Origin of the sequence: Streptomyces sp. 840.1 (assembly GCF_003751445.1) — a bacterium.
GTDB lineage: Bacteria > Actinomycetota > Actinomycetes > Streptomycetales > Streptomycetaceae > Streptomyces.
Map to the genome: position 1 here is coordinate 119,055 of NZ_RJUU01000001.1, position 17,254 is coordinate 136,308.

Here is a 17,254-nt window from a genome sequence, read left to right on the forward strand (position 1 = left end):
TTATCCGGCCGTGCCGCGGACCTGGGAGTCAGCTCAGCGGTCGCGCTTCTCCTTGATCTTCGCGGCCTTGCCGCGCAGCTCACGGAGGAAGTACAGCTTGGCGCGACGGACGTCACCGCGGGTGACGAGCTCGATCTTCTCGAAGATCGGGCTGTGCACCGGGAAGGTGCGCTCAACGCCGACGCTGAAGGAGACCTTGCGGACCGTGAAGGTCTCGCTGATGCCCGCGCCCTGGCGGCGGATGACGATGCCCTTGAACTGCTGGATACGGGAACGGTTGCCCTCGATCACGCGGACGTGAACGTTGACGGTGTCACCGGCGCGGAACGCCGGGAGGTCGCTGCGCAGCGAGGCGGCGTTGACGCCATCGAGCAGGGAAGTCATGATGTCTGCTTTCTTCGCCGATGCCACAGGTCATCGACGGGAGAGTGATGAGTTCGGGGTGCTGATCGCGTCGGGCGGGCGTCTTTCCCCCTGTGGCAGGGGCGCGCGTCGGACGTACAGCAGCGGCCTATTCTTCCACGGCCGCGGGCCTACGCCAAAATCGGCCCCCGGGCTCGGGTGACCAGCCGAGGATCGAGAGCATCTCGCGGTCCTTCTTGTCGAAGCCCGCCGCCTCGCAACGCTCGATCAGATCCGGCCGGTTGAGCGCGGTACGGCGGAAGGCCTCGTCCCGGCGCCAGCGCGCGATCCGGCCGTGGTGGCCGCTGAGCAGCACGTCCGGGATCCCCCGGCCGCGCCACTCGGGCGGCTTGGTGTAGACGGGCCCCTCCAGCAGATCGGCCATCGCGCCGGGGGCGAAGGAGTCGTCCCGGTGCGATTCGGCGTTGCCGAGCACGCCGGGCAGCAGCCGGGCCACCGCCTCCGTGATCACCAGCACCGCGGCTTCCCCGCCGGCCAGCACGTAGTCGCCGATGGACACCTCGACGACCGGCATCCGGGTGGCGTACTCCTCGGTCACCCGCCGGTCGATGCCCTCGTAGCGGGCCGGGGCGAAGATCAGCCAGGGCCGCTCGGACAGCTCGACGGCGAGCTCCTGGGTGAACGGCCGGCCGCTCGGCGTCGGCACCACCAGCACCGGGGAGTGCGCACCGGACTCGTATCCGCCGGCCAGGGTCTCGTCCAGGGCGTCGCCCCACGGCTCGGTCTTCATGACCATGCCGGGGCCGCCGCCGTAGGGGGTGTCGTCGACCGTGTTGTGGCGGTCGTACGTCCACTCCCGCAGATCGTGCACGTGCACGTCGAGCCTGCCGCGGGCGCGGGCCTTGCCGACGAGCGAGACGTTCAGCGGTTCGAGGTACTCGGGGAAGATCGTGACGACGTCGAGGCGCATCAGTCGTCCTTCCCGCCCTCGGCGGTCTCCGCCGCCTCCTCGTCGCGCGAGGAGGCCACGACCGCCTCGCTCTCGTCGATCAGGCCGGGCGGCGGCGTGATCACCGCGCGCTGCTCCTCCAGGTCGATCTCGGAGACGATCTCCTCGACGAACGGGATCATCACCTCGGTGCCGTCGGGGCGCTCCACGATGAAGAGGTCCTGGGACGGCAGGTGCGTGATCTCGGTGATCCGGCCGATCTCGGTGCCGTCGGCGAGCACCACGTCCAGGTCCATCAGCTGATGGTCGTAGAACTCCTCGGGGTCCTCCGGGAGCTCCTCCGGGTCGACCTCGGAGATCAGCAGCGTATTGCGCAGCGCCTCGGCGGCCGTACGGTCCCGTACGCCCTCGAAACGCAGCAGCAGCCTGCCGCTGTGCACCCGGCCGGTCTCGATCGTCAGCGGTCCCGTCGAAGCCGGCTCGGTGGCCAGTACCGCACCGGGTCCGAGCCGGAGTTCCGGCTCGTCCGTGCGTACCTCGACGGTGACCTCGCCCTTGATGCCGTGGGCGCGACCGATCCGCGCGACTACCAACTGCACCTTGTGTCTCTCCTGTCATACGACGACGGGCCGGGGCGGGCGCATGGCCCTCCCCGGCCCGTGCCGGTGTTCAACTCTGTCAGCGAACCTGATCCACATCGACGAGGTCGACGCGGATACCACGGCCGCCGATGGCTCCGACGACGGTACGCAGCGCGCGTGCGGTGCGGCCGTTGCGGCCGATCACCTTGCCGAGGTCATCGGGGTGGACCCGGACCTCGAGCACACGGCCGCGACGCAGGGTGCGCGAGGCGACCTGCACGTCCTCGGGGTTGTCGACGATGCCTTTCACGAGGTGCTCGAGAGCCTCCTCGAGCATGCTCAGGCCTCGGTCGACTCGGCGGGCGCAGCTGCGTCAGCAGCCTCGTCCGCCTTCTTGTCGGCCTTCTTCGCCTTCTGCGTGATGGCCTCGCCCTTGGACTCCTCAGCGGTGTCCTTGGTCAGGGCCTCGAACAGGGCGCGCTTGTCAGCCTTGGGCTCCGGCTGCAGAAGCGGCGCGGGGGCGGGAAGGCCCTTGTGGGCCTGCCAGTCACCGGTGAGCTTCAGGATCGCGAGAACCGGCTCGGTCGGCTGGGCGCCGACGGACAGCCAGTACTGCGCGCGCTCTGCGTTGACCTCGATGCGCGAGGGGTTCTGTACCGGGTGGTACAGGCCGATCTCCTCGATGGCCCGGCCATCACGGCGGGTACGGGAGTCGGCGACGACGATGCGGTAGTGAGGCGAACGGATCTTGCCCAGACGCTTCAGCTTGATCTTGACTGCCACGGAAGTGGTGTCTCCTGGTCTATGACGTGGTTGGGCACAACGAAGATGCCACGTGGGGTTGCGGTACTCGGGTGCCCGATGGACGCGTCAGCCGGAGGAGAGAGGGGTCCTATGCGACTGTCGAGTACAGCTAGCCATTGTGCCACACCGCATCGGTTCACCCCACCGCGACCACTGCTTCCGGGATCCGGAACGGCTTTCCGCAGCCGCCGCAGACGATCGGGGCCTGCGCGAGGACCGAGGGGACGACGCGCACGTTGCGACCGCAGTCGCAGACGGCCTTGACCCGCACGCCCCCTCCGGAGGAGCCGTGCCGGGCGGCCGGGCCGCGGAAGGAGCGCTTGGTGTCGGCGGCGGTGGCCACGGTGTGCGCCTTGAGGGCGCGCTGCAGCCGTTCCATCGTGGGCCGGTACCGGCGCTTGGCCTCGGGGTTGAGCGTGACCAGCGAGAAGCCACTGCTGGGGTGGGGCTCCTCGGCGTGATCGAGGCCCAGCTCCTCGGCGATCGCGAGGAATCGACGGTTGTGGTAGCGGCCGGCGCGCGAGGTGTCTCGGACACCTCGCGCGGCGGCGATGCCGTGGACTGCCTCATGGAGCAGCCGTTCGAAGGAGAGCTCGGCGCCACAGGCGGACGAGGACTCTCCGATCAGGGACTCGGGCGCGGCAAGATCGGGCAGCTCGGGGTGGTACCGCTGAATGTCGGCCCACGCCTGTGCCAGCTCTGCGGCAAGTACAGGTGGTGTCGTGCTCACGTCGTGACAACGAGCGCGGGTGCCCCGGTGTTCCGATTCCGGGCCATCCCAAATAATTTGCACGTACCAGTCAGTTGCCGTTCATGCGTCCTGACGAGGGCGGGTGCGCTGATCTGCGGAGAACTCTCACAGCTCGCACCAAGGTGGTACGTAGCGACGTGTACGCCCGAGCGCGTAAACCGCGCGTACGCCCCCCGGGACTCGCACCACCCGGGCGCCCGGAACCTCGACGGGCGCGTACTGGGGAAACCGACAGTACCGGGGGCCCGGCCCGCCCCGCCCACCCCCTCCCCCGAGCGCTCGACGTGCCCGGCCCCGCCCGCCGGGTGAGACTGGACCGACGAGCGGCACCGGAGACAACCATTGCCCGTAGACCCCTGGACGCGGCGGCGGATGCGCAGTTCTCTGGCATACGGGGGAAGCGCGGCCGCAGGCACGGGGAAGTCGTCCACTCGGACACGACCGACCGGCACCACTCATCACCGGCATCTCGGCGGATTGGGGCGCATTCCATGACACCAACGCTCGTCCGGCACCACAGGCACGCGGAGTCGTCCGCTCCGGTGGACACCGGGTCCCGGGCCCGTGACTGGGCCGAGATCCAGGAACGGATGCTCGCGCCGCTGTACGAGGCGGTGTACCGGCGGCTGGAAGTGGGGGCCGCCACCCGAATGCTCTCGCTCGGCTGCGGCTCCGGGCTCGCGCTGCTGATCGCGGCCGGCCGCGGAGCCCACGTCACCGGCATCGACGCCGACCGGGAGCGCCTCGCGCTCGCCCGCACCCGGCTGCTGCCGGACCCCGTGGGCGATGCCGGGACCACGGCCGCCGGGCCCCTGCTGCTGGACGGCGTCCCGGCCGTCGCGGCGGGCCACCAGCCGTACGGCCTGATCACCGCCTTCACGCCGATCGGCTGCTCGGCCGACGACGCGGAGGAACTGGTGGGATCGCTCGGTGCGGCGGTGCCGCTGGCGGCCCGGGGCAGCACGGTCGTGCTGACCGGCTGGGGCCCGCCCGAGCGGTGCGCCACGGCGGCGGTGCTGCGGGTGGCGGCCCGGCTCGCGGAGGGGACGGGTTCCTCCCCCGGTGCGGGCGGCTGGCTGGGCGCGCAGCGCGACGACCTGGAGGACGTGGCGCTGCGGACCGGGCTGAAGCCGGACGGCTCCGGGCGGGTGGCGTGCCCGTTCGGCTACGCGGACCTGGACAGCGCGGTCCGGGGTCTGCTCTCGACCCGGCTGTTCGACGCCGCGGTACGGGCGACGGACCGGACCCAGGTGGAGAAGGAGGTGGCGGAGGCCCTGCACCCGCACCTGCGCCGGGACGGCACCGTCTGGATGCCCAACGTGTTCCGCTACCTCGTCTGCACGACGTAGCGCCCCGGCCGCAGCGCGCCCGGCGGACGCCGTCGGCCGGGTTCGCTACGGCTTGTCCAGCCGGGTGATGCCGGCGGCCCGGTAGGCGGCCACCTCGTCCAGCGTCTCGTGCTCCAGCAGCGCCCCGGCGAGCGAGTCCAGCCGGTCCCGGTTGTCCGCCAGGAGCCGGCACGCCTCCTCGTAGCACTCGTCGACGATGCGCCGCATCTCCCCGTCCACCGCGTCCAGCGTCGAGGGCGCCGCGCTCAGGCCGTACGCCTGCTGGGCGTCGGCCGGGATCGCCGTCAGCCGGCCCACCTTGTGGCTCATGCCCCAGCGGCCCACCATGCCGCGGGCCAGGCCGGTGACCTGCTCCAGATCGCTCTCCGCGCCCGTGGTGACGACGCCGAAGACCACCTGCTCGGCCGCCATCCCGCCGAGCGCGCCGATGATCCGGCCACGCAGGTACTCCTCGGTGTACGCGTACTTGTCGGCGTCCGGCGTGGAGAGCGTGACCCCGAGTGCCCGGCCGCGCGGCACGATGGTGACCTTGCGGACCGGGTCGGCTCCGGGCTGGAGCATGCCGAGGAGCGCGTGTCCGCTCTCGTGGAAGGCGGTCCTGCGGCGCTCCTCGTCCGACATCACGAGCGAGCGTTCCGCGCCGAGCTGGACCTTCTCCAGGGCGTCCGAGAGGTCGGCGCCGTTGACCTGCGGCTGCCCCCGCCTGACGGCGAGCAGCGCGGCCTCGTTGGCGAGGTTGGCCAGATCGGCGCCGGTCATCCCCGGGGTCGTCCGGGCCACCTGGCCCAGATCCACGTCGTCGGACATCGGGATCTGCCGGGTGTGGATCTCCAGGATCGCCTCCCGGCCGCTCTTGTCCGGCGGACTGACCTGGACGATCCGGTCGAAGCGGCCGGGCCGGGTGAGCGCCGGGTCGAGGACGTCGGCGCGGTTGGTGGCGGCGAGCACGATCACCCCCTCCGAGCCGGAGAAGCCGTCCATCTCGGTGAGGATCTGGTTCAGCGTCTGTTCGCGCTCGTCGTGGCCGCCCATGCCGGAGCCGCCGCCTCGGACCCGTCCGATGGTGTCGATCTCGTCGATGAAGACGATGGCCGGGGCGATCTTGCGCGCCTCCGCGAACAGCTCGCGGACCCGCCCCGCGCCGACGCCGACGATCATCTCGATGAACTCGGAGGCCGAGGCCGAGAAGAACGGCACCCCCGCCTCTCCGGCGACCGCCCGCGCCAGCAGCGTCTTGCCGGTGCCGGGAGGACCGGCGAGCAGGACTCCCCCGGGCATCCTGGCGCCCATCTTCCGGTAGGCGTCGGGGTTCTTCAGGAAGTCCACCACGTCGTCGAGCTCGCCCTCGACCTCGTCGATGCCGGCCACGTCGTCGAAGGTGGTGCGCCGGCCGCCCTCCAGCTCGACCGGCTTGGGCGGGGCCTTGCGGCCGAAGCCGCCCATCCCGCCGCCCATGCCGCCCCGCGACATCCGCCGGGCGATGAAGATCCAGAGGACGACGAGCAGCAGCATCGGCGCCAGCGAGATCAGCAGGTTGGCCAGGAAGCTGCGTTCCTTGACGACCGGTTCGGCCGTGACCGTGACGTCGTCCTTGACCAGCTCGGCCCAGAGGTTGTCGTCGGCGAAGGCGGGCCGCTGGGTGACGAACTTGGTGTACTTGTCGTCCTTCTTGCCCGGGACCTTCGCCTCCTTCTTGAGCTGCCCCTGGATGGCATCGCCCTTGGAGTAGATCTTGGAGACGTTGCCCGAGGTGACCTGCTTGCTGAACTCCGTGTACGCGATCGTCGGCTCCTCCTCCCCGTTGAAGAAGGAGAGCACCAGGTTGGCGATCAGGTAGACGGCCAGCGCGGTCAGCAGCAGTCCGCCCCAGCCCCCGGGCATCTTCCGGCGGGGCGGCGGGGGCGGCGGGGCGCCCTCGGAGCGCCAGGGCTGGTCGGTGCGGTCGCGGGGAGGTACCGGACTGGTCACGCGTGCTCCTCTGCCGACAGCCGTTGAGCCGACATTAAGGGAGAAACGCGGACGAAGCCCTTGGAGCGGCGGTCCACTGGGCCCATGGAGGGAACGCCACTGCCCCGCGCACGCCCGAGGGGGCGCCCGCCGTGAAGCGGGCGCCCCCTCGGGGACGTGCATCGGGAGACCGCTGGTCAGCCCATGAACTTCTTGAACTCGTCCGGCAGCTCGAAGTCCTCGGCGGGCCGGCCGCCCTGACCGGCCGGCAGACCGAGCGCGCCCTGCGCCGCCTGCTCGCGGCGGGCGGCCTCGGCCGCCTCCTCCGCCTTGCGCTTCATCGGGTTGCCGCTCTTGCGCTTGCCCTTGGCCTGCTTGACCTGCTTCTTCTGCCGGCCGGGGCCGCCGCCCATGCCCGGCATGCCCGGCATCCCCGGCATGCCGCCGCCCTGCGCCATCTTCGACATCATCTTGCGGGCCTCGAAGAACCGCTCGACCAGGTTTTTCACGGCGCTGACCTCGACACCGGAGCCCTTGGCGATACGGGCCCGGCGCGAGCCGTTGATGAGCGTCGGCTCGGCGCGCTCCTTCGGGGTCATCGACTTGATGATCGCGGCGGTGCGGTCCACGTCGCGCTCGTCGATGTTGTTGATCTGGTCCTTGATCTGCCCCATGCCGGGCAGCATCCCGAGCAGCTTGGAGATGGAGCCCATCTTGCGGACCTGCTCCATCTGGGCGAGGAAGTCGTCGAGCGTGAAGTCCTTGCCCTTGCTGGACGCCAGCTTGGAGGCCATCTTGGCGGCCTCGTCCTGGCTGAAGGTCTTCTCCGCCTGCTCGATCAGGGTGAGCAGGTCACCCATGTCGAGGATGCGCGAGGCCATCCGGTCGGGGTGGAAGGCGTCGAAGTCCTCGAGCTTCTCACCGTTCGACGCGAAGATGATCTGCTTGCCGGTGACGTGGGCGATCGACAGGGCCGCACCGCCGCGGGCGTCACCGTCGAGCTTGGAGAGCACCACGCCGTCGAAGCCGACGCCGTCGCGGAAGGCCTCGGCGGTGTTGACCGCGTCCTGGCCGATCATCGCGTCGACGACGAAGAGGATCTCGTCGGGGCTGACGGCGTCGCGGATGTCCGCGGCCTGCTGCATCAGCTCCTGGTCGATACCGAGGCGGCCGGCGGTGTCGACGACCACCACGTCGTACTGCTTGGCGCGGGCGTGCTCGATCGAGTCCTTGGCGACCTGGACCGGGTCACCGACGCCGTTGCCCGGCTCCGGCGCGTACACCGCGACACCAGCGCGGTCCGCGACGACGCTCAGCTGGTTGACGGCGTTGGGGCGCTGGAGGTCACAGGCGACGAGCAGCGGGGAGTGGCCCTGGCCCTTGAGCCAGAGGCCGAGCTTTCCGGCGAGGGTCGTCTTACCGGCGCCCTGGAGACCGGCGAGCATGATCACGGTCGGCGGGTTCTTGGCGAACCGCAGCCGGCGGGTCTCGCCACCGAGGATGGAGACGAGCTCCTCGTTGACGATCTTGATCATCTGCTGCGCGGGATTCAGCGCCTGGGAGACCTCGACGCCGCGCGCCCGCTCCTTGACGTTGGCGATGAAGGACCGGACGACGGGCAGGGCGACATCGGCCTCGAGCAGGGCGATACGGATCTCGCGAGCCGTGGCGTCGATGTCCGCCTCGGACAAGCGGCCCTTGCCCCTGAGGTTCTTGAAAGTCGCGGCAAGGCGGTCGGAGAGAGTATCGAACACGGCGCTCGTCGGTCCTCAGGGTCGGGGGCGGGATGGGTCAGTCGTTCCCCAGGGTATCCGGACGCCGTGGAACGCAAAGCCCTCGCCCGGTTCTCGTGACGGACGAGGGCTCCCGCACCTGGCGAAAGCGCTCAGCCGAGCGCCTTCTCGACCTCCTGGGCGAGTTCCCCGGCGCGGTCGGGGGGCAGCGGCCGCCCGTCCGCGTCCGTGACGTAGAACGCGTCCACGGCGTTGGCCCCCAGCGTCGACACATGCGCGCTGCGCACCCGTACCGCGCTCTGCTCCAGCGCCCGGCCGATCCGGTGCAGCAGTCCCGGGGCGTCCTGGGCGCGCACCTCGATCACCGTGGCCAGCTGCGAGCCGGCCGCCGCGACCTTCACCCTCGGCGGCGGGGCCTTCACCCCGCGGCGGCGCGGGTAGGCCGCCTCCCGCTCGGCGAGGCGGGAGCGGATGTCCAGGGAGCCGTCCAGGGCGCGTACGAGGTCGGCGCGCAGCCGGGCGGCCTGGGGCAGGGAACCGTACTCGGCGGCGACCCGCCAGCTGAGCAGCAGTACGTCGGCGCTCTCGCCGATTTCGGTGGGGAGCTCGACGGCCCGCAGGTCCGCCGCGCGGACGGTGAGCCGGTGCAGGGCGAGGACCCCGGCGGCGGCGGGCAGGACCCCGGGCCGGTCCGGGAGGGCGATGAGCAGTTCGACGCCGACGGGTTCGGGGGCGTCCTCCTCCTGCGGGGCCTCGGTCTGGGCGTGCAGGGCGAGGACCGGTTCGCCGGTGCGCAGGGCCTCGATGGCCAGCCGCTCCTGTTCGGCGCTCGGGGCCTCGGGCTCGGGCTCCTCGGGTGCCTCGCCGGCCAGGACCGCAGCGACGCGCCTGACCAGGTCGGTGACGAGGGAGGCGCGCCAGGTGGACCAGGCGGCGGGCCCGGTGGCGAGCGCGTCGGCCTCGGTGAGCGCGTGCAGCAGCTCCAGGGTGGAGGCGCTGCCGACGGCGGTGGCGACGGAACGGACGGTCGCCGGGTCGTCGAGGTCGCGGCGGGTGGCGGTCTCGATGAGCAGGAGGTGGTGGCGTACGAGGGTGGCGATGACGCCCACGTCGTGCGGGTCGAAGCCGATCCGGGCGGCCATGTCGCGGGCGATGACCTCGCCGGCGACGGAGTGGTCGCCGGGCCAGCCCTTGCCGATGTCGTGCAGCAGCGCGGCGACGAGCAGCAGGTCGGGGCGGCCGACGTGGCGGGTGAGCGAGGAGGCGCGGACGGCCGTCTCGACGAGGTGGCGGTCGACGGTCCAGGTGTGGACGGGGTTGCGCTGGGGGCGGCAGTGGACCCGTTCCCAGTCGGGCAGCAGCCGGGTGATCAGCCCCTCCGCCTCGAGGGCCTCCCAGACGGGCACGGTGGCCTCGCCCGCGCCGAGCAGGGTGACGAGCTCCTCGCGGGCCTCGGCCGGCCACGGCACCGGCAGCGGTTTGGCGGCGCCGGCGAGGTGGCGTACGACGTGGCGGGAGAGCGGGAGTTCGGACTGGGCGGCCGCGGCGGCCGCACGCAGCACGAGCACCGGGTCGCGTTCGGGCCGGGCGGTGCGGGCGAGCACCACCTCGCCGTCGGCCTCGACGACGCCGTCCGCGAGGGGGCTGCGGTCGACGGCCGGGGCCCTGCCGCCGCCGAGCATGGCGCGCAGCCTGGGGCGGACCGAGCGGGCGCGCAGCACCCGGTTGACCTCGCGCCAGGTGACGTCGGTGGCGTAGGAGACGGTGCGGGCGGCCTCGTAGACCTGGCGCAGCAGGGCATCGGCGTCCAGGAGGCCGAGGGCGCCGGCGACCTGGTCCTGTTCCTGGAGGGCGAGGCGGTCGGTGGCGCGGCCGGTCGTCAGGTGCAGGGCGTCGCGGGCGTCCAGCAGGACGCGGCGGGCCTCGGCGAGGCCTTCGCGGGGCGCGTCGGCGACCCAGGAGGCGGCGACGGCGCGCAGGGCGGTGGCGTCACGCAGTCCGCCGCGGGCCTCCTTGAGGTCGGGTTCCAGGAGGAACTGGAGCTCGCCCTGGCGCTCGGCCCGTTCGCGGCAGAGTTCGTCGAGCGCGGGCAGCCGCTTGGGGGCCTGGTTGCGCCAGTCGGCGAGGATCGCGGTGCGCAGGGTGGCGACGAGGCCGAGGTCGCCGGCGACGGGCCTGGCGTCCAGGAGGCCGAGCTGCACCTTCAGGTCCTCGCCCGCCGTCTTGCGGGCCTCCGCCGGGGTGCGTACGGAGTGGTCGAGGGCGAGGCCGAGGTCCCAGACGGGGTACCAGATGCGGTCGGCCAGGGTGGCGACGGCTCCGGCGTCGGCGCTGCCGTCGTGCAGGAGCAGCAGGTCGAGGTCGCTGCGCGGGGAGAGTTCGCCGCGTCCGTAGCCGCCGACGGCGACGAGGGCGGCGCCCCGGACGCCCGCGTGTTCGGCCGCCGAGGCGAAGAGGGCGCTCAGCCAGTCGTCGGTGAGCGAGGCGAGGGCCGCACGGCGCGGCGGCCCGGACCGGGCCTTCTCCTGGAGAAGGCTCAGCCGGGCCGCCGCATAGCCGCTGGGTCCCGAGTCCTCGGATTCGGTGGTCACTTCGGTACTCGTCACCCGGCTGCCTTTCCGTTCACGGAATCGTCGGTCAGAGTGCGTCGGGGCCGCGTTCGCCGGTGCGGACCCGGACCGCGGTCTCGACCGGCACGCTCCAGACCTTGCCGTCACCGATCTTGCCGGTCCGGGCGGCCTTGACGACGACCTCGATGAGCTGTTCGGCGTCCTCGTCCTCGACGAGGACCTCGATGCGGATCTTCGGGACGAGGTCGACGGTGTACTCGGCGCCCCGGTAGACCTCGGTGTGGCCGCGCTGGCGCCCGTAGCCGCTGGCCTCCGTGACCGTGAGGCCCTGGACGCCGAAGGCCTGGAGGGCCTCCTTGATCTCGTCAAGCCGGTGGGGCTTCACGACTGCGGTGATGAGCTTCATGCGTCCACCTTCTTGTTCGTCGGGGCTGCCGTGGTGCCGGGCGCGGGAGGCGTGGAGCGGGAGGACAGACCGCCGCCGGCACCGCTGAAGTCGTACGCGGTCTCGGCGTGCTCGACCTGGTCGATGCCGGAGACCTCGTCGTCCTCCTCGACCCGCATCCCGATCGTCCTGTCGAGCAGGAAGGCGAGGATCGCGGAGACGACCAGAGAGTACGCGAGGACGGCGAAGACACCGACGGCCTGCTTGCCGAGCTGGTCGAGACCGCCGCCGTAGAAGAGGCCCTTGGCGTCGGACTGGACCCCGCCGGTGGCGAAGAGTCCGATGAGCAGGGAGCCCGCGACACCGCCGACGAGGTGGACGCCGACGACGTCCAGGGAGTCGTCGTAGCCGAACCTGTACTTCAGCCCGACGGCCATGGCGCACAGCACACCGGCGATGGCACCGACCGCGATGGCGCCGAGCGGGCTGACCGCGCCGCCCGCCGGGGTGATGGCGACGAGTCCGGCGACGGCGCCGGAGGCGGCGCCGAGGGTGGTGAAGGAGCCGTGCCGGAGCTTCTCGTAGCCGAGCCAGGCCAGCATCGCGGCGGCGGTGGCGACCTGTGTGTTGACGAACATGACCGCGCCGACGCCGTCGTCGTTGCCGAGCCACGAGCCGGCGTTGAAGCCGAACCAGCCGAACCAGAGCAGCCCGGCGCCGAGCATCACGAGCGGCAGGCTGTGCGGCCGCATCGGGTCCTTCTTGAAGCCGACCCGCTTGCCGATGACGAGGATCACGCCGAGGGCCGCGGCACCGGCGTTGATGTGGACGGCGGTACCACCGGCGAAGTCGATGACGCCGAGCTCGAAGAGCCAGCCGCCCGCGCCCCAGACCCAGTGCGCGACCGGGAAGTAAACGACGGTGACCCAGAGGGTGATGAACAGCGCCCAAGAGGTGAATTTGACCCGGTCCGCGAGCGCACCGCTTATCAGCGCGGGGGTGAGGACGGCGAACATCAGCTGGAACACGGCGAAGACGTAGACCGGGATGGTGTAGCCGTCCCAGAGTTCCGTGACGCCGATCCCGCTGAGGCCGGCGAAGTCGGAACTCCAGCCGATGAAGGACCCGATGTCGGAGCCGAAGGCGAGGCTGAATCCGTACAGCACCCAGAGGATCGTGACGATCCCGAGGCTGATGAAGCTCATCATCAGCATGTTGAGGGTGCTCTTGACGCGGACCATGCCTCCGTAGAAGAAGGCCAGGGCCGGGGTCATGACCATCACGAGGGCGGAGCAGATGAGCATGAATCCGGTATTGGCGGCAGACAGTGTCGGGGCGTCTGCTGCGAACGTCGTGATGCCTGGGGGCATCGGCGTCTCCTCGTCGTCATTGCGGCCGCGTGCGGGCGATTGGGGGCACAACCACGTGCGGAACCACGGGGGAAAAGGTGCGTCCTTATGCGCCATGAGATTCGCTCAGCGCCGTTTCCGTGGATGCCGCGCGGTGTTTCGCCGCAGTGACGAAGGCGAGCGACGTGTTACGTCCCCATGAACCGCCCGCGCCGATGCCGCGCTCGCACCTACTCTGCGGCCGTGGCCGCATACGGTGCGGTTACGACGCTCCGGTACGGGAACGACCACACGAACCGGCCACGGCGACCACCCACTGACCTGGCAATCGGGGGAGCCGAAGTCGGTCTGTGCGGGGTGGCCGTCGTGGCCGGGGCAGAGGGTGCCGTCAGACCGCTTCGGCGGTCTCGGGCAGCTGTTCGGTGAGGAGATCGGTGAGCCGGGCGACCTCGGGGATGTCCCCGAAGTCCCTGGCGGCGGTGTCGACCGTCTTGCGCAGCCGGGTGTTGACGCGCTCGGAGCGGACCTTCTTGGCCACGCGCAGCGCCTTCTCGGCCAGCACGGTGGACTCCTCGGGCTCGCGCTTGAGGAGGTGGACGGTGGCGAGGCCGATGAGGTTGAGGGCGTAGGAGCGCTGGTGTTCGTCGTCCTCGCCGAAGAGGTGGACCGCCTTCTGCATGACGGGTTCGGCCAGCGAGGCGTACGTGGGGCTGCGGCCGGCCACGTAGGCCAGGTCGCGGTAGGAGTGGGAGTTCTCGCCGTTCAGCTCGGCGTCGGAGAAGAACCGGATCCAGTCGGGCTCGGGCTCGCCGTCCGTCCCCGCGTCGAGGAAGGTGTCCTCGGCCATCCGGACGGCGCGCTTGCACTTGCTGGGCTGGCCCATGTTGGCGTAGGCGCGGGCCTCCATCGCATACAGCATCGCCTGGGTCCGCGCGGTGGCGCAGTCGCGGCTGCCGTACTGGGCGAGGTGGATCAGTTCGAGGGCGTCGTCGGGGCGGCCGAGGTGGATCATCTGGCGGCTCATGCTGGACAGGACGTACGAGCCGAGCGGCTTGTCGCCGGCCTCCTTGGAGGCGTGCAGGGCGAGGACGAAGTACTTCTGGGCGGTGGGCTGGAGGCCCACGTCGTAACTCATCCAGCCCGCGAGCTCGGCCAGTTCGGCCGCGCAGCGGAACAGTCTTCTGGCGGTGGCGGACGGCTGAGGCTCCTGGAGCAGGTCGGTGACCTCGTGGAGCTGGCCGACGACGGCCTTGCGGCGCAGTCCGCCGCCACACTGCGCGTCCCACTGGCGGAACATCGCGGTGGTGGATTCCAGCAGGTCCAGCTCGGGACCGGAGAGCCGGGAGGGCCGGCGGGCGGCGGCCGGGTCGGGCTCGGCGGCCGCGGCGGCGGTGACGGGCACCAGCCAGCGCTGCATGGGTTCGATGAGGGCGGGACCGGCGGCCAGGGCGAGGGAGCTGCCGAGGAATCCCCGACGGGCGAGCATCAGGTCGCTGCGGGAGAACTCGCTGAGCAGGGCGACGGTCTGCGGTCCGGCCCAGGGGAGGTCGACACCGGCCACCGACGGGGCCTGGTGCGCGGCGCGTAACCCGAGGTCCTCGACGGCGACGACGCTGCCGAAGCGTTCCGAGAACAGCTCGGACAGGATGCGCGGGATCGGTTCGCGCGGCTGCTCGCCGTCCAGCCAGCGCCGCACCCGTGAGGTGTCGGTGCTGATGTGGTGGGCGCCCATCTGGCGGGCCCTGCGGTTCACCTGGCGGGCCAGCTCGCCCTTCGACCAGCCGCTGCGCACGAACCATGATCCCAATTGCCCGTTGGGGCGCTTGCCGGCATTCGAATCGCCTGCGCCGCTGCCACTCACTGGAACGCCCCCATCCCGCCGAATACCCTCCGCCGCGAACCACTCTCAGAATGCCGTGATCCGATCCCGTCCGTCCTGTCCGTACGCACGTTGCACACCATCGAACAGAGAATCGGGTTGCCTCCGGCATACCCATGGGCGCACATACTTCCATGGTTCGTGTACCGACGGTAATCCTACGATCACCCCCTCGGGGAGGGTGATTACGGAAACGCCACCATTCGCCACCCCTTCGGATGAACGCCACCACAGTCCAGCGCGATTCACTTGACAGGCGACGATCAGCGGTAGGCGCAAAGGTGCATTCAGGGGCGTGCGAATGAGCTCGGACACTCCGTTGTGCGCCCCGCGTCCGGCCGGATCGGCAGGGACGGCGGAGTGTCACGATTGCACTCCGTTCCGTAACCACCGGCGAGTTGGACCCGTTGGAGGGGGCATGGGCTTCACGATCGGCGGCATCCGCGAACTGCGATCCGGCTCACGGCGCCGCGGCCGTGCGACCGAGGGCACCGCGGTGGCCGAGTACACGGGACTGTGGGGCTGGGCCGTCGCACCGGGTGCGCGGGCGGCGGACGGCAACTGCTCGTGCGGGGCGGCCGATTGCCCGTCCCCCGGAGCGCATCCGCTGGACTTCGCGCGGGAGGTGCCCGCCGGGGCGACGCTCGACACCGCCGCGCGTGCGTGGGCCGAGGTGCCCGGCGCCTCGATGCTGCTGCCGGTGGGCCGCGGCTTCGACGTCCTGGAAGTCGCCGAACAGTCCGGGCGCAGGGCGCTGGTACGGATGGAGCGGATGGGGCTGCCGCTGGGCCCGGTGGCGGTGACCCCGGCCGGACGGGCGCAGTTCTTCGTGGCACCGGGCGCGGCCGCCGGACTCCCCCAGCTGCTGTACCGGATGGGCTGGGACGACGCGGGGCTGGACCTCAGGGCGCTCGGCCTCGGCTCCCACATCACCGCGCCCCCCTCCGACGAGGGTGGCCTCGGCCCGGTCCGCTGGCTCCGGCCGCCGGCCCTGGACACCGCGGCGGCGCCGCCGGAGGCCCGGCTGCTGCTGGGCACGCTGGCCTACGTCTGCCACCGGTGGGCCCTCTGCGGCTGAGCCGCCCGGGAGCCCGCCGCGCAGCGAAAAGCCCGGCCGCCTGGAGGTCCACGCGGCCGGGCTGATCGATGTCCGCCGGTCTCAGTCCCCGATCAGGGCGTCGACGAACGCCTCCGGTTCGAAGGGGGCGAGGTCGTCCGGCCCCTCGCCGAGCCCGATGAGCTTCACCGGCACGCCCAGCTCGCGCTGGACGGCGATGACGATGCCGCCCTTGGCGGTGCCGTCGAGCTTGGTGAGGACGATGCCGGTGATGTCGACGACCTCCGCGAAGACCCGGGCCTGCACGAGGCCGTTCTGCCCGGTGGTGGCGTCCAGGACGAGCAGGATCTCGTCGAGCGGTCCGTGCTTCTCGACCACCCGCTTGACCTTGCCGAGCTCGTCCATCAGGCCGGTCTTGGTGTGCAGCCGGCCCGCCGTGTCGATCAGTACGACGTCGGCGCCCTCGGCGATGCCCTCCTTCACCGCGTCGAAGGCGATCGACGCCGGGTCGCCGCCCTCGGGTCCGCGCACGGTGCGGGCACCGACGCGCTCGCCCCAGGTCTGGAGCTGATCGGCGGCGGCGGCCCGGAAGGTGTCGGCCGCGCCGAGTACGACGCTGCGGCCGTCGGCCACCAGGACCCGGGCGAGCTTTCCGGTGGTGGTGGTCTTGCCGGTGCCGTTGACACCGACGACCATCACGACGCCGGGCGTGTCCACACCGCTCTCCGTCTTGACCGCACGGTCGAAGTCGGTGCCGAGCAGGGTGACGAGCTCCTCGCGCAGGAGCGTGCGCAGGTCCTCCGGGGTGCGGGTGCCGAGGACCCGGACGCGCTCGCGGAGCCGTTCCACCAGTTCCTGGGTGGGGGCGACGCCCACGTCGGCGGTGAGGAGGGTGTCCTCGATCTCTTCCCAGGTGTCCTCGTCGAGGTTGTCCCGGGACAGAAGCGTGAGCAGCCCCTTGCCGAGGGAGTTCTGCGAGCGGGCGAGGCGGGCCCGCAGCCGTACCAGACGGCCGGCCGTGGGCTCGGGAACGTCGAGCGCGGGGGGCGCGACGGTCTCCGGAGCCGCCTCGTCGGCGGCGTCGGCGGGCGGGAGCCCGACCTCCTCGATGGTGCGGCGCGATTCGTCGCGCGGCGTCTCGGCCTCCTCGCCGACATGGGGCTCGGCGGGAGGAGTGATGGTCGGCGTGCTCGACGGTGCCGGGGGCAGCTGCTTCTTATTGCGGCTGCTGACCACGAGCCCGCTGATCACGCCGACCGCGACCAGGGCGATGACTACAGCAAGGATGACGAATTCCATAACCCACCCAGTATCAGTCACGAAGGGCGGGGAACCGCAGAAGGTACGAAGCCGTGACCGTGCGCGTACGGGAAATCACGGGGCCCTGGAGCCCGTCCGGGACAGTCGTCCGCGCATTGCGTGTCCCGGCCCGCCGGGAGGGATCGCGCGAGCCTATGGGGATTCCGGTTCATCACGGCCCGCGGTCGTGCACAGCCACGCCGCGACGGCCCTGACAACAGCCACGTCGATGTGCTGG

The 17,254-nt window shown here is 71.4% G+C and carries 15 protein-coding genes; 2 read left to right on the top strand and 13 right to left on the bottom strand.

Annotation, left to right across the window (positions count from 1 at the left end):
• Positions 1-33: 33 nt before the first annotated feature.
• From rplS to EDD93_RS00525, 6 genes are all read right to left on the bottom strand, one after another.
• Complete coding sequence (gene rplS / locus EDD93_RS00500) at positions 34-384, bottom strand: 50S ribosomal protein L19 (protein ID WP_123523281.1); 351 nt, start codon at positions 382-384, stop codon at positions 34-36.
• A 127-nt stretch (positions 385-511) separates the two neighbouring features.
• Positions 512-1,333, bottom strand: a complete 822-nt coding sequence (gene trmD / locus EDD93_RS00505) for a tRNA (guanosine(37)-N1)-methyltransferase TrmD (RefSeq protein WP_123523282.1) — start codon at positions 1,331-1,333, stop codon at positions 512-514.
• Complete coding sequence (rimM, locus tag EDD93_RS00510) at positions 1,333-1,911, bottom strand: ribosome maturation factor RimM (protein WP_123523283.1); 579 nt, start codon at positions 1,909-1,911, stop codon at positions 1,333-1,335. The genes trmD and rimM overlap by 1 nt, the downstream gene beginning before the upstream one ends.
• Before the next feature lie 79 nt (positions 1,912-1,990).
• A complete protein-coding gene (locus EDD93_RS00515; RefSeq protein ID WP_024492228.1) occupies positions 1,991-2,230 on the bottom strand; it encodes an RNA-binding protein in 240 nt (79 codons plus the stop codon).
• A 2-nt stretch (positions 2,231-2,232) separates the two neighbouring features.
• The gene (gene rpsP, locus EDD93_RS00520) at positions 2,233-2,676 is read right to left on the bottom strand and encodes a 30S ribosomal protein S16 (protein ID WP_073739096.1); all 444 of its coding nucleotides are present in this window, start codon (positions 2,674-2,676) and stop codon (positions 2,233-2,235) included.
• A gap of 157 nt (positions 2,677-2,833) precedes the next feature.
• Positions 2,834-3,427, bottom strand: a complete 594-nt coding sequence (locus EDD93_RS00525) for a hypothetical protein (protein ID WP_073739095.1) — start codon at positions 3,425-3,427, stop codon at positions 2,834-2,836.
• A gap of 512 nt (positions 3,428-3,939) precedes the next feature.
• Here EDD93_RS00525 and EDD93_RS00530 point away from each other — a divergent pair.
• Positions 3,940-4,797 carry a methyltransferase domain-containing protein gene (locus EDD93_RS00530; RefSeq protein WP_123523284.1) on the top strand — a complete coding sequence of 286 codons (858 nt, stop codon included), beginning with the start codon at positions 3,940-3,942 and terminating at the stop codon, positions 4,795-4,797.
• A gap of 45 nt (positions 4,798-4,842) precedes the next feature.
• Here EDD93_RS00530 and ftsH read toward each other — a convergent pair whose 3' ends face one another.
• The 6 genes from ftsH to EDD93_RS00560 all read right to left on the bottom strand — a co-directional run bounded on the left by ftsH (position 4,843) and on the right by EDD93_RS00560 (position 14,642).
• Entirely contained in the window at positions 4,843-6,765 is a 1,923-nt protein-coding gene (gene ftsH, locus EDD93_RS00535) for an ATP-dependent zinc metalloprotease FtsH (protein WP_260255576.1), read from the bottom strand.
• Between the two features lie 176 nt (positions 6,766-6,941).
• Entirely contained in the window at positions 6,942-8,498 is a 1,557-nt protein-coding gene (ffh, locus tag EDD93_RS00540; RefSeq protein WP_123523286.1) for a signal recognition particle protein, read from the bottom strand.
• A gap of 131 nt (positions 8,499-8,629) precedes the next feature.
• Positions 8,630-11,083, bottom strand: a complete 2,454-nt coding sequence (locus tag EDD93_RS00545) for a [protein-PII] uridylyltransferase (RefSeq protein WP_123523287.1) — start codon at positions 11,081-11,083, stop codon at positions 8,630-8,632.
• 31 nt (positions 11,084-11,114) lie between these two features.
• Entirely contained in the window at positions 11,115-11,453 is a 339-nt protein-coding gene (locus EDD93_RS00550; protein ID WP_003965965.1) for a P-II family nitrogen regulator, read from the bottom strand.
• Positions 11,450-12,802, bottom strand: a complete 1,353-nt coding sequence (locus EDD93_RS00555) for an ammonium transporter (protein ID WP_123523288.1) — start codon at positions 12,800-12,802, stop codon at positions 11,450-11,452. Before EDD93_RS00555 ends, EDD93_RS00550 begins: the two co-directional genes overlap by 4 nt.
• A gap of 367 nt (positions 12,803-13,169) precedes the next feature.
• Positions 13,170-14,642 carry a hypothetical protein gene (locus EDD93_RS00560; protein ID WP_123523289.1) on the bottom strand — a complete coding sequence of 491 codons (1,473 nt, stop codon included), beginning with the start codon at positions 14,640-14,642 and terminating at the stop codon, positions 13,170-13,172.
• Between the two features lie 436 nt (positions 14,643-15,078).
• On the opposite strand from EDD93_RS00560, the gene EDD93_RS00565 reads away from it, so the two are divergent.
• On the top strand, positions 15,079-15,738 hold the full coding sequence (locus tag EDD93_RS00565) for a bifunctional DNA primase/polymerase (protein WP_123523290.1): 660 nt from the start codon (positions 15,079-15,081) through the stop codon (positions 15,736-15,738).
• Positions 15,739-15,819: 81 nt separating this feature from the next.
• Here the strand turns inward: EDD93_RS00565 and ftsY are convergent, their stop codons facing one another.
• Positions 15,820-17,016, bottom strand: a complete 1,197-nt coding sequence (gene ftsY / locus EDD93_RS00570) for a signal recognition particle-docking protein FtsY (protein WP_123523291.1) — start codon at positions 17,014-17,016, stop codon at positions 15,820-15,822.
• Positions 17,017-17,254 lie beyond the last annotated feature (238 nt).